This is a genomic window from Microcella sp., assembly GCF_030645145.1.
Taxonomy (GTDB): Bacteria; Actinomycetota; Actinomycetes; order Actinomycetales; family Microbacteriaceae; genus Microcella.
This window is the reverse complement of record NZ_JAUSMI010000101.1, coordinates 1-12974: the sequence shown is the minus strand read 5'-3', so window position 1 is coordinate 12974 and position 12974 is coordinate 1. Positions and strand designations below refer to the sequence as shown.

Below are 12974 nucleotides of genomic sequence, written 5' to 3'. Positions count from 1 at the left end.
CCGATCACACGAACGCGCCGACCCCCGTGATCGCGCGGCCCACGATGAGGCTGTTCATCTCGCGCGTGCCCTCGTAGCTGTAGAGCGCCTCGGCGTCGGCGTGGAACCGCGCGACGTCGTAGTCGAGCACGATGCCGTTGCCGCCGAGCGCCTCGCGGCACAGCGCGACCGTCTCGCGCATCGCCGTCGTGCAGAACGCCTTCGCCATCGAGGCGTGCTCATCGCGCTGCGTTCCGGCGTCCTGCATGCGCGAGACGCGCGTGCACATCGCGATCGAGGCGGTGATGTTCATGAGGCTGCGGCTCAGGAGGTCCTGCACGAGCTGGTGGTGCGCGATTGTCTTGCCGAACTGCACGCGCTCCTTCGTGTACGCCACCGCCGCCTCGTACGCGCCGATCGCGGTGCCGATCGCAGCCCAGGCGACGTCGGCGCGCGTGAGCCGCAGAACGGCCGCGGTGTCGCGGAACGAGTTCGCCTTCTCGAGCTTGAGCGCAGCATCCACCCGCACGTTCTCGAGCGTGATGTCGGCGTTCTGGACGATCCGCAGCGACTGCTTGCGCTCGATCTTCGTCGCCGTGAACCCGGGGGTCGGGTTCGGCACGATGAAGCCCTTGACCTGGCCGTCCTCGGTCGACTTCGCCCAGATGATCGTGATGTCGCTGAAGGTCGCGTTGCCGATCCAGCGCTTGGAGCCGTTGAGCACCCAGCCGTCGCCATCGGGCGTCGCGGTCGTGCGCAGGCCCTGCGCGGCGTCGCTGCCCGAGAGCGGCTCGGTGAGGCCGAACGCGCCCGTGACCTCGCCGCTCGCGAGCTTCGGCAGCCACTCCGCCTTCTGCTCGGCCGAGCCGTTGACGCCGATCGAGCCCATCGCGAGGCCGTTCTGCACGCCGACGTAGGTGGCGATGCTCGCGTCGATGCGGGCGAGCTCGAGGGCCGTCCAGCCGCCGTAGACGGCCGAGTAGTCGCCCGTGCGGGTCTCCTCCCACAGCTGCCCGAAGATCGGGTGCTGGTGAAGGCCCGGCAGGATCTCGTGCGGGAACTCCGCCTTGTCCCACGCGTCGTTCACGAGGGGGCGGATGCTCTGCTCGGCGTGCTGCCGGAGAGCCACCAGCGCCTCGCGCTCGTGGTCGGCGAGGTCGGCCTCGAAGCCGAGGAAGTCGCTGGCGAGAGTAGGGAAGTCAGTCATTCCGTCAGGCTATGGTCGAGACCGCTCCGCGTCGATGTGGTTGGGTCGAAGAGTCAACGTCGTCGGCGGTTCCGTCGGGCGCGTTGTCGCGACCCTGCAAGAGAGAGACGACGGGATGCTCATCCGCATCACCAACACCCCGCGCCCGTACGCGTGGGGCTCGACGACGGCGATCGCCGATCTCCTCGGCACCGAGCCGTCGGGCGGCCCGGAGGCCGAGCTCTGGCTCGGCGCGCACCCCGGCTCGCCCGCGTGGATCGTCGAGGGCGCCGACGAGGACGATCTCGCGCAGTGGGCCGCGGCGCACGCGCCCGGCGGTCGGCTTCCGTTCCTGCTCAAGGTGCTCGCGGCATCCGCCCCGCTCTCGCTGCAGGCGCACCCGACGACCGAGCAGGCGCGCGCCGGGTTCGAGCAAGAGAACGCCGCGGGCGTGCCGATCGATGACCCCGCGCGCAACTACAAGGACCCGTTCGCCAAGCCCGAGCTGCTCGTCGCGCTGAGCGACCCGTTCCGCGCCCTCTGCGGGTTTCGGCCAGTAGCCGAGGCGCGTGCCGACCTCGCCGCGCTCGACGACGCGCGGCTCGCTCCGCTGCTCGAGCGCCTGACCGACGACGACGCCCTGCCCGAGGTCGTCGCGTGGCTCATAGCGCGCTCGCCGGGGGTCTCCACCATCGTCGACGCGCTCACCGACCGCTCCGTCGATCTGGCCGACCGGCCCGACCGCCCCGATTGGCTCGACACCGTCGCGCGGCTGAGCGCCCACCACCCGGGAGACCCCGGCATCGCCGTCTCCGCCCTCATGCGCACCGTCGTCCTGCGGCCGGGGGAGGCGCTCTACCTGCCCGCCGGGAACATCCACGCCTACCTCGAGGGGCTCGGCCTCGAGCTCATGGAGGCGAGCGACAACGTCCTGCGTGGCGGGCTCACCCCGAAGCACGTCGACGTGCCCGAGCTCACGCGCGTGCTCGATGCGCGGCCGCTGCCGCCGCCCCTGCTCGAGCCCGAGCATCCGCGCCCCGGAATCGCCGTCTACCGCCCCGAGGGCGTCCCGCTGTCGCTGACGGTCCTCGATACGGTCGCCCTGGCAGAGGGGGCGGATGCGCGGCTCGACGGCCCCGCGATCGTGCTGTGCCTCGAGGGAGCGGTGACGCTCGGCGACCTCGGTCAACTGCGTCGCGGCGAGTCGGCTCTCGTCGCCGAGGAGCAGACGCTGCGGATTTCCGGAACGGGCCGAATCGCGATCGCGACCTCCTGAACGGCCGGCGCTGATGTAGCCTTCGCGTGACGCACACCGGGGGGAATACGTCATGGGGAACTCTTCTGCGAGCCGACGGCTCGCCATCATCGCGGCCGTGGCCGCATTCGGAATGCTGCTGCCGTCGCCGGCGAACGCCGCGATCAGCGCGCTCGAGCCGATCGGCGCGGTCGAGCCGTCGCCGAGCGCGGAGCCGGCGCCGAGTGCCGAGCCGGAGCCGAGCGTCGAGCCGTCGCCGAGTGTGGAGCCGTTGCCGAGCGCTGACCCCGAGCCGAGCGCCGAGCCCGAGCCGACGGCCGAGCCGTCGCCGAGCGACGCACCGGAGCCGACGGAGGAACCGGAGTCGGGCGAGGCCGAGCCGGAGTCCGACGAGGCACCGACCCCCGAGCCGCCCGTGATCCTCGAGGGCGCCGCAGCTGCGGCGCCCCAGCCGGGGGCGACCGTCGTCGGCGGCGTGACCGTCGACCGCATCTCGGGCCAGGACCGGTTCGACGTAGCCGTCCGGATCTCCGAGGGTGCGTTCCCCGAGGGGGCGCCGATCGTCTTCCTCGCGCACGGGTTCGACTTCCCGGACGCGCTCTCCGGCGCCCCCGCAGCCGTCGCGCACGGAGGCCCCCTGCTCCTGACGCCGTCGACAGCGCTGCCGGCGAGGGTCGAGAGCGAGATCGTGCGGCTCGCGCCGGCGAAGGTCGTCATCCTCGGCGGCGAGGGCGCGGTGACCGCCGCCGTCGAGTCGCGCATCCGTGCTCTCGGGATCGCCGTGGAGCGCGTGGGCGGCGCCGATCGGTACGTGGTCTCCCGCGTACTCGCGTCGACCTACTTCCCGACCGCGAAGCGCGCCTTCATCGCCACCGGCCAGAACTACCCCGACGCGCTCTCCGGCGCTGGCGTCGCGGGCCGCCTGGGTGCGCCGGTCATCCTCGTCGACGGCCGGTTGACGGACCTCGACGCGGCTACGCGCGAGCTGCTCACGCGACTCGGGATCACCGATGCGACCGTGCTGGGCGGGCCCGGCGCGGTCAGCGCCGGGATCGAGGCGGGGCTTCGCTCCGCAGTGCCGCGCGTCGACCGGATCGGCGGCAGTGATCGGTTCGCCGTCGCCGAAGCCATCAGCAAGCGCTTCATGACCGCCTCCGACCACGCGTTCTTCGCCTCGGGCATGAACTTCCCGGACGCGCTCGCGGGCGCCGCCTATGCCGGGCGCCTGGGCGCGCCGCTCCTCCTCGTTCCGCAGGGATGCCCGACGGCGGGCGCATTCGTCGAAGCGCTCGACCGGCTCTCCGTCGGTCGCGTCACGATCTTCGGCGGCGACAGCGTCGTGGCGCCGTCGGTCGAGAAGCTGCGCGGCTGCAGCATCCCGTCACGGACCGAGTCGGCGGCGCAGCTCACGAAGAAGCTCCTCGATCAGATGGCAGGGCTTCCCGGTCGGTACTCGATCACGGTGCGAGAGCACGGCGGCATGAACCGGTCGGTCAGCATCGGCGGGTCGGCACGGAAGGAGCCAGCGAGCGTCATCAAGCTGTTCGCCGCCTACGTCGTCCTCATGCGGGTCGACCAGGGGCGCATCAGCCTCGACACGCTCACCCGCTCGGGTGTCAGCGTGGGCTCGTGCCTGCGGACGATGATCCACATCTCGGACAACCTCTGCCACGCCGACCTGCTCGCCCTCATCGGCAACACCGAGATCAACCGGCAGCTCTGGATGTCCGGCTTCCGAAACACCTTCTACGTCGGCTACGACGGGGCGGGCAACTACCAGTCGGCGAAGAAGGCCTCGACCGATGACCTCGCCGTGCTCCTCGAGAAGCTCGAGAAGGGCGTGCTGCTCTCGCCGAGCTCGACGAGCCTCATGAAATCGCTCATGAACGAGCAGCTGTGGCGCTCGAAGATCCCCTCCGGGGTTCCGGCCGGCACCCGATTCGGGAACAAGACCGGTCAGCTCTGGATCACGAGCGGACTCGTCGAGGGCGACGCCGGCATCGTGCGTGCGCCGATCGGCACGTACTCCGTGGCTGTTCTCGGCGATCAGAATGCGGCCAACTGGGCCATCGCACGGCTTTCGCGGACAGTGTTCGAGCATCTCGGCGATCGGCCGATCGAGCCCGCGACCTGGTCGTCGGTCAACCTCGTGACGACCGTCACGGCCAATCTCCGCAACGGCCCGGGCGGCACGGTGGTGGGCACGGCTCCGACCGGCACTCGGCTGATCGCCGATTCCAGTAACCGCGTCTGGTACCGCGTGAAGCTCAACGGCTCGTGGTACTGGGTGCATCACACGACCGTCGCCACGCAGTACTGAGCGCGCGGTCCGGATGACCTCCGGGCCGCTAGCGTTGACCGCATGACCTGGCTGGTGACCGGCGGCGCCGGATACATCGGTGCGCACGTGGTGCGCGCCCTCCTCGATGCGGGCCTGAAGGCCGTCGTGCTCGATGACCTCTCGAGCGGGCACGAGCGGTTCGTGCCCGAGGGGGTCCCGTTCGTGCGGGCGAGCATCCTCGACGCCGACGCCGACGCCGTCGATCGCGCGATCGTCGAGAACGGCGTCACGGGCGTCATCCACGTCGCGGGCTTCAAGTACGCGGGCGTGAGCGTTCAGCGGCCCCTGCACACGTACGAGCAGAACGTCACGGGCATGATCACGCTCCTCGAGGCCATGCAGCGCCACGGCGTCGAGAAGTGCGTGTTCTCGAGCTCGGCCGCCGTCTACGGCGCCGTCGACGTCGACCTCGTCACGGAGGGCACCCCCAAGGCCCCCGCGAGCCCGTACGGCGAGTCGAAGCTCATCGGCGAGTGGCTGCTCGCCGACCAGGAGGTCGCCGCGGGCCTGCGCCACACGAGCCTGCGGTACTTCAACGTCGTCGGCTCCGGCGACCCGGCCGTGTTCGACACGAGCCCGCACAACCTCTTCCCGCTCGTGTTCGAGGCGCTGCTCGAGGGCCGCGCCCCGCGCATCAACGGCACCGACTACCCGACGCCCGATGGCACGTGCGTGCGCGACTACATCCACGTCGCCGACCTCGCCCTCGCGCACGTCGCAGCCGCGCGTCGCCTCGACGCGGGCGAGCCGCTCGAGCGCGCCTACAACCTGGGCTCGGGCGACGGCGTCTCCGTGCGCCAGATCATGGATGCGATGGCCGCCGAGACCGGCATCGCCATCGACCCCGAGATCGGTCCCCGCCGCCCCGGAGACCCGCCGCGCATCGTGGCGAGCGGCGAGCTCGCGGCGCGCGACCTCGACTGGCGCATGCGCCACTCGCTCGCCGAGATGGTGCGGTCGGCGTGGGAGGCGCGCCGGGCATCCGCCCTCTGACGCTCTCGGCCCGCCGCACGACTCCTTCTGCAACCGCTTACCCCCGAACGGGGACTGGTATGCGACCCGTTTCCGACATTCGCTCTGTAACGGTTTCGGCGGCGCGTCGCAACCCTGAACCCGGGGTCGACCCTTTTACGATTCGCGACTTGACGCGAGGGAATCACACGAGTGTAATTAGGGGCATCCCGGCGGGGTGCAGGGGAGCAGCCACCCGGGGGAAGGAGAGTCACGAATGAGCGAGTACCGCAATACGGTTCCGGAGAACTGGTTCGTCGACCCCGTCCGACTCGGAGTCCCCGGCGTCCGCCGCGTGCGCGCGACCGATGACGATGACACGCTCGCCTGGCAGGCCGACGCGCTGTGCGCGCAGACCGACCCCGAGGCGTTCTTCCCCGAGAAGGGCGGATCGACCCGCGACGCGAAGAAGATCTGCACGACGTGCGAGGTCCGAGGCGAGTGCCTCGACTACGCGCTGCAGAACGACGAGCGCTTCGGCATCTGGGGCGGGCTCTCGGAGCGCGAGCGCCGCAAACTCCGCCGCCGCGCCTGATCCCATCGACGGCAGGTCATCGACCCTCTGACGCGGTCGACGTTCTGAGCGAGCGCGCCCGAACCGCGCGTGTCTGCGCCGGGCCGCTCCAGACCGACGTAGGCTCGGGCCGATGCAAGCCCGAGTGACCGCGGTGCTCGTCGCCCGTCGAGGCGGCGAGGCGCTGCAGCAGACGCTGGAGGCGCTCGCCGAGCAGTCCCGTCGGCCCGACCGCTTCGTCGTCGTCGACGCCGCAGAGGATGCCGCGACCACCGCCGCGCTCATGGATCTCGCCCCGACGCACGCGGTCACCGCGCCCCGCTCGACGACCTTCGGCGACGGCATCGCGCGCGCCGTCGCCGCCCTCCCCGAGCCCGAGACGACGAGCTCGCCCTACGGCGGCGTCGAGGAGTGGCTCTGGCTCCTCCGCCACGACTCCACCCCCGACGCTCGCGCGCTCGAGCGACTGCTCGGCGCGGTCGAGATCGCGCCGTCGGTCGCGATCGCGGGCGCCAAGCAGATGGACGCCGCGCATCCCACCGTCATCGCCGAGTACGGCGAGACCCTCACCCGCACGGGCGCCTCGATCGCGATCGCCGAGCGCGAGCTCGACCAGGCGCAGCACGATCGCCTGCAGGACGTCCTCGGGATGGGCGAGGCCGGCCTGCTCGTGCGCCGCAGCGCGTGGGAGGCCCTCGGCGGCATGGACCCCGCCCTCCCGACGATCGATGCGGCCCTCGACCTGTGCGTGCGCGCTCGCCTCGCCGGCCACCGCGTCGTCGGCGTGCCGCTCGCCCGCGTCTTCGTCCACGGCTCGATCGCCGAGTTCCAGCGACCGCGCGTCCACGCCCGCACGGTCGCCCGCTGGCGCCGCGCCGCCCAGCTGCACCGCCGCCTCGTGTACGCGCCCGCACCGCTCGTGCCGCTGCTCTGGCTGAGCCTCGTGCCGGCGGCCGTCCTCCGCTCGCTCGGCCACCTGCTCGGCAAGCGCCCGACGCGCGTGCTCGGCGAGTTCGGCGCCGCGTTCTCCGTCGCCTTCTCGGGCGCGGCCGTCCCCGCCGCCCGCCGCCGCATCGCGCGCACACGCTCGGTCGGCTGGGCCGCGATCGACGCCCTGCGCATGTCGCCCGAGGAGGTGCGCCGCCGCCGGGCGATCACGCGCGACGCCGCTCTCGGCGCGGGTGAGGCGCAGGCCCGTCCCCGCCCCGACTTCTTCCCCGGAGGCGGCCTCGTCGTCGCGGGCTTCGCCCTCGCCGGCGGCCTCCTGATGTCGTCGCTGCTGACCGCGCCGGCCCTCGCGGGCGGCGCCCTCGGCCCGCTGGCTCCGGATGCCCCGACCCTCTGGGCGGGAACCCTCGCGACCGCGGAGGCCCCCTCCGACCCCTTCGCCTTCGTCCTCGCCGCCCTCGGGTCGCTGACCTTCTGGCAGCCCTCGCTCGCGGTCGTCGCGCTGTGGGTCGCGGCTCCCGCACTCGCCGCCCTCGGCGCGTGGTGGGCGGCGGCGAACCTCGTCGAGCGCCGCGGCCCTGCCGCCGCGGTCGCCGCCGTCTACGCGCTCGCCCCGGCCGTCGTCGTGTCGCTCGTCGACGCGAGGCTCCCCGCCCTCGTCGCGCTGCTCGCCTTGCCGTGGCTCATCGTGGCGGCCGCCCGAGCGCCGCGATCGTGGAGCGCGACCGCGGTCGCGGGGCTCCTCGCGGCGGTGACCACCGCATCCGCCCCGACTCTCGGGCTCGCTCTCGCCGTCGTCTGGGTCGCCTGGATGGTCGCGAACCCGCGTCGCGTCGTGCGCCTGCTGACGCTCGCCGTGCCGACGGCGGCCCTGTTCGCGCCGCTCGCGATCGCGCACGTGCTGCGCGGCACGCCGCTCGGGCTCCTCGCCGACCCCGGGCTGCCCGCGCAGCCCGCCGAGGTCGCGCCGACGGGGCTCCTGCTCGGCTGGCCCGACCTCTCGATCGCGCTCGGACCGATCGCGGGGCTCCTCCCCGCGGACGCGCCGCCCATCGTCGTGGCCGCCGTCCTCGCCGCCCTCGCCGCTCCGCTCGCGGCGCTCGCCCTCGTCGCGCTCGCCCAGCGGTCCGGGTCGCGAGCGATCATCCCGCTCGTGGCCGCGGCGTCGGGTCTCGTGGTCGCCGTCCTCGTCTCAGGCATCGCGGTCGTGACCGCCGAGGGCGCCGCCGTGCGCCTCGACACCGCCCCCGCGCTCGGTCTCTACTGGCTCGGCCTCGCGCTCGCCGCGGGGGTCGCCCTCAACGGGCTCCGCCGCGCCGGAGCCGTGCCCGCGCTCGTCCTCGTCGTCGCGAGCGTCCTCGCCGCGAGCCCCGCCCTCGCGACCCTCGTCCTCGGCACCGCGGTCGTCGCTCCGGGACCCGACCGCACGCTCCCCGCGATCGTCGCCGCCGACGCCGTCGCCGACGAGAGCATCGCGACGCTCGTCCTCACGCCCGTCGACGGCGGGCTCGCCGCGCGCCTCGAGCGCGGCTCCGGCGACCCGCTCATCGGCTACCGGACCTTCCCCGCGACCGCGGGTCTCGCGGGCGACGCAGGCACCGACGCAGCCGCGCCCGCGCCCGAGCGCGAGCGCCTCGCCGAGCTCGCCGCGAACCTCGCCGTGCGCAGCGGCCTCGATCTCGCGCCCCTCCTCGAGCAGGAGGACGTCCGCTTCGTCCTCCTCGCCGAGCGCTCGCGCACGACGGGCTCCGACGCGCCGCGCGACCCGGCCGACTCGGTCGCCCCCGCGTCGGTCTCCGCCGCGCTCGACGCGAACGTGCTCCTCGTCGCGGTCGGCGACACGGATGCCGGGCGGCTGTGGCGCGTCGTCGCCGACGACGAGGCCCCGGCCGCGATCGCGGCGCGCCCCGCGACCGCGCTCCCGATCCTCGTCGGCCAGCTCGGCATCCTCGCCCTGACGCTGCTGCTCGCCGTGCCCACGGGGCCGCGCCCGCGGCGCGTTCGCGCGGAGGACGGCACGATCGACGACCCCGCCACGACGTTCGACCCGGAGGACGACGATGACTGATCGGCTGCTCCTCCTCGCGCGCGGTCGTCGCGTCGGCGTCGCGCTGCTCGGCGCCGGTGCCGCGGCGGCGCTCGTCGTCGGCGTGCTCGCCGTGCCCGGGCCCGTCGTCACCGCCGAGCCCGGCGCCGTCGAGGTGACGCCCGTGCGCGCGACGCAGTCGCTCGTGTGCGGCGGCCCCATCCTCGGCCTGTCGCGCGGCCCCGAGCCCGAGATCATCGCCGTCGGCGAGACCGTGCGGCGCAGCGCCGGCGAGGGCCTCGTCGAGCGCGCGGTCTCCGACAGCGACGCGGTCGGGGGCGGCGCGGCGATCGTCGAGCTCCCCGCCGAGGCGCCCGCCGACGACGTCGCCGCGACCGAGCGGCAGGAGCTCGACGAGGCCGAGCTCCGCGGCCTCGCCGTCGCCGAGTGCCTCCCGCCCGCGCCCACCTCGTGGCTCGTCGGCGGCAGCACGACGACGGGGCGCTCGAGCACGATCGTGCTGAGCAACCCGGGCGAGGTAGCCGCGACCGTCGACCTCGCGGTGTGGGGGGCCGACGGCCCGCTCGACACCGCGGGCACGTCCGGGCTCATCGTCCCGCCGGGCGCCCAGCGCGTCATCCCGCTCTCCGGCATCGCGCCCGATGAGGCATCGCCCGTCGTCGGCGTCACGAGCCGCGGCGGGTCGGTCGCGGCGACCCTCCAGCAGTCGACGATCATCGGGCTCGAGCCCGCGGGCGTCGACGTCGTCACGCCCGTCGCCGCGCCGTCCCAGCGCGTCGTCATCCCGGTCCTCCCCGTCGTCGACAGCGAGGGGCTCGCGGTGGCGGCCGCCGCGCTCGGCGCCATCGACGTCTCGACCGTGCTGCGGCTGCTCGTGCCCGGCGACGAGGCGGCCGACGTCACCGTGAGCCTCCTGCCCGACACCGGGGGAGAGGGTGCCGCACTCACGGCCCGCGTCGAGCCGGGAGCGGTCATCGACCTCGCGCTCGGCGAGCTCGCGGACGGCGACTACAGCGTCATCATCGACGCGACCGCGCCCGTCGTGGCCGCGGCTCGAGCGTCGGTCGCGAGCGACGCCGGCATCGACTCGGCCTGGTTCACCGCCGCGCCGCCGCTCGACGACGCCGACGGCGACATCCTCCTCGCGGTCGCGCCCGGAGCCGGCGCGCGCCTCCACCTCGTCGCCCCCGACGACGCCGCGATCGTGACCGTCGACGGCGCGCTGATCGAGCTCGGTCCCCGGTCGCGCGCGAGCCTCGAGCTCGCGGGCAGCACGGCGCCCGTGATGATCGTGAGCGGAGAGGTGCGGGCCTCCATCTCGTATCTGACGGATGCGGGGCTCGCGTCCTCGCGCATCCTCGCCCCGGTCGCCGCCCCGCGCCCGATCACCGTCTTCCCGTAGCCCGGGGCGCGACGACCGCCGCTACCAGTGGCGGAAGCGGTCGGGCGCGAGATCCCACGGATCCTTGCCGATGAGCTCGCCCACGGCGCGGAACACGCACGACTCGACCATGAGGCGGCGGTGCCAGTCGTCCTCCTTGTGCAGGCGGCTCATGCGCTCGATCGGGATCCGGTAGAGCACCACGAGCCGGTGGTGGGGGATCACCCGCCAGCGCGCGACGCCCGAGACGCCGGGCGGCTGGTCGGGCATCGGCAGGACCTCGATGCGGAGGTCGGCGAGCTCGTCGGGCCAGAGATCCTGCAGGTAGTCGGCGGTCGCCTGCACGTTGGTCTCGAAGGTGTCGAGGCGGGTGTGCGCGAGCGGCAGGTCGGGGCCGGTGACCGGCGAGCGGCCGTTGCGGCCGTGCCGGGCGCGGGCCCGAGCGCTCGGCAGCGCGCGCGGGCTCGCGTACGAGCGCGGACGACGCGAGGCGAACGGCATGGCTCCAGCGTATCGCCGCCGTATGCTGAGGGAGATGATCGGTCGAGGGTGCAGCAAGGTCGCGTGCGGCGAGACGGCGGTGAGCACGCTCACCTACGTGTACGCCGACTCGATGGCCGTCCTCGGCCCCCTCAGCGCCCGGCCCGAGCCGCACAGCTACGACCTGTGCTCGCGGCACTCGCAGTCGCTCTCCGCCCCGCAGGGCTGGCAGGTCGTGCGCTACTCGGCGCTCGGCGAGGTCGGCTGAGCGAGGGCCGCCGCCGGGCTGGTCGCCCGGCCGCGCCCCGCTACGGTTGAGGCGTGAGCACCGCACCCGACCTGAGCCAGTTTATCAAGGCCTACGACGTCCGGGGGCTCGTCGGCTCCCAGCTGACCGACGAGGTCGTCGAGGCGCTCGGCGCGGCGTTCGTCGACGAGATCGGAGCGGCAGGGTTGGAGGTCATGGTCGGCCACGACATGCGCGACTCGTCGCCGGGCTTCGTCGCCGCCTTCGCGCGCGGAGCCCAGGCTCGCGGCGCCCACGTCGTCAACCTCGGGCTGTGCTCGACCGACGAGTCGTACTTCGCCTCCGGCCGGTACGACGCGCCCGCCGCGATGTTCACCGCGAGCCACAATCCCGCGACCTACAACGGGATCAAGTTCTCGCGCGCCGGCGCTCAGGGCATCAGCCTCGCGACCGGGCTCGGCGCGATCCGCGACCGCGCGCAGGCGTACCTCGAGGCGGGGGCCGTGCCGGCCGTCGCCGAGCCCGGGGGTTACTCCGAGCGCGACGTGCTGGCCGACTACGCCGCGTACCTGAGATCCCTCGTCGATCTGTCGGGCATCCGCCCGCTGCGCGTCGTCGTCGACGCAGGCAACGGCATGGGCGGGATGACCGTGCCCGCCGTGCTCGGAACCGCCGCGGGCCTCGCGCCGCTGCCGATCGAGATCCTCCCCCTCTACTTCGAGCTCGACGGAACCTTCCCGAACCACGAGGCGAACCCGCTCGAGCCCGCCAACCTCGTCGACCTGCAGAAGGCCGTCCTCGAGCACGGAGCCGACCTCGGCCTCGCGTTCGACGGCGACGCCGACCGCTGCTTCGTCGTCGACGAGCTCGGGCAGCCCGTCACGCCGAGCGCCGTGGCCGCGATCGTGGCGAAGCGCGAGATCGAGCGCGTGCGCGCCGCCGGCGACACCGGCGACATCCGCGTCATCCACAACCTCATCACCTCGCGCATCGTCGCCGAGACGATCGAGGAGGCGGGCGCGATCCCGGTGCGGACCCACGTCGGGCACTCGCTCATCAAGGACAGGATGCGCGAGACGGGCGCGATCTTCGGCGGCGAGCACTCGGCGCACTACTACTTCCGCGACTTCTGGGGCGCCGATAACGGCATGCTCGCCGCGATGCACCTGCTGTCGCAGTTCGGCGCGTTCGACGGGCCGCTCTCGCGGCTCGCGGCGCAGTACACGCCGTACACGGCGAGCGGAGAGATCAACTCGACCGTCACCGACGTCCCCGCGGCCTACACGCGCATCGTCGAGGCCTTCGCCGGCCGCGCCGAGATCGACGAGCTCGACGGGCTCACGTTCACCGGCAGCGTCGACGACGGATGGTTCTGGTTCAACGTGCGCCCCTCGAACACCGAGCCGCTGCTGCGGCTCAACGCGGAGGCGCAGACGCCCGAGGTCATGGCGGCCGTCCGCGACGAGGTGCTCGGGCTGATCCGCGCGTAGCGGCGTCGCGCGTGCCGCCCGTGCCGCCCGCGCGGCGCCCGGCCCTCGCCGCGCGTGCCGCCCGCGCCGCGCGTGCCGCGCGTGCCGCGCGTGCC

10 protein-coding genes are annotated in these 12974 nt (G+C 73.6%); 8 read left to right on the top strand and 2 right to left on the bottom strand.

What is annotated here, in order from left to right; all coding sequences use genetic code 11:
• Nucleotides 1-4: 4 nt before the first annotated feature.
• Entirely contained in the window at nt 5-1186 is a 1182-nt protein-coding gene (locus Q7T15_RS06995) for an acyl-CoA dehydrogenase family protein (protein WP_304694673.1), read from the bottom strand.
• Between the two features lie 115 nt (nt 1187-1301).
• On the opposite strand from Q7T15_RS06995, the gene manA reads away from it, so the two are divergent.
• The 6 genes from manA to Q7T15_RS06965 all read left to right on the top strand — a co-directional run bounded on the left by manA (nt 1302) and on the right by Q7T15_RS06965 (nt 10683).
• Complete coding sequence (manA, locus tag Q7T15_RS06990) at nt 1302-2441, top strand: mannose-6-phosphate isomerase, class I (protein ID WP_304694671.1); 1140 nt, start codon at nt 1302-1304, stop codon at nt 2439-2441.
• Nucleotides 2442-2538: 97 nt separating this feature from the next.
• Nucleotides 2539-4740, top strand: a complete 2202-nt coding sequence (locus Q7T15_RS06985) for a cell wall-binding repeat-containing protein (protein WP_304694669.1) — start codon at nt 2539-2541, stop codon at nt 4738-4740.
• Nucleotides 4741-4782: 42 nt separating this feature from the next.
• Nucleotides 4783-5754, top strand: coding sequence for a UDP-glucose 4-epimerase GalE (gene galE / locus Q7T15_RS06980; RefSeq protein ID WP_304694667.1), 972 nt, complete (start codon nt 4783-4785; stop codon nt 5752-5754).
• 235 nt (nt 5755-5989) lie between these two features.
• The gene (locus tag Q7T15_RS06975; protein WP_082514747.1) at nt 5990-6307 is read left to right on the top strand and encodes a WhiB family transcriptional regulator; all 318 of its coding nucleotides are present in this window, start codon (nt 5990-5992) and stop codon (nt 6305-6307) included.
• A gap of 112 nt (nt 6308-6419) precedes the next feature.
• On the top strand, nt 6420-9302 hold the full coding sequence (locus Q7T15_RS06970) for a glycosyltransferase (RefSeq protein ID WP_304694663.1): 2883 nt from the start codon (nt 6420-6422) through the stop codon (nt 9300-9302).
• Entirely contained in the window at nt 9295-10683 is a 1389-nt protein-coding gene (locus Q7T15_RS06965; protein WP_304694661.1) for a DUF5719 family protein, read from the top strand. Before Q7T15_RS06970 ends, Q7T15_RS06965 begins: the two co-directional genes overlap by 8 nt.
• A 21-nt stretch (nt 10684-10704) precedes the next feature.
• On the opposite strand, the gene Q7T15_RS06960 is transcribed toward Q7T15_RS06965, so the two are convergent.
• Nucleotides 10705-11163 (bottom strand): metallopeptidase family protein, encoded by a 459-nt coding sequence (locus Q7T15_RS06960; protein WP_304694659.1) that lies wholly within the window; start codon nt 11161-11163, stop codon nt 10705-10707.
• Between the two features lie 34 nt (nt 11164-11197).
• Here Q7T15_RS06960 and Q7T15_RS06955 point away from each other — a divergent pair, with 34 nt between their 5' ends.
• Nucleotides 11198-11410 (top strand): DUF3499 family protein, encoded by a 213-nt coding sequence (locus Q7T15_RS06955; RefSeq protein WP_304694657.1) that lies wholly within the window; start codon nt 11198-11200, stop codon nt 11408-11410.
• A 53-nt stretch (nt 11411-11463) separates the two neighbouring features.
• The gene (locus Q7T15_RS06950) at nt 11464-12879 is read left to right on the top strand and encodes a phosphomannomutase/phosphoglucomutase (RefSeq protein WP_304694655.1); all 1416 of its coding nucleotides are present in this window, start codon (nt 11464-11466) and stop codon (nt 12877-12879) included.
• Nucleotides 12880-12974: the final 95 nt, after the last annotated feature.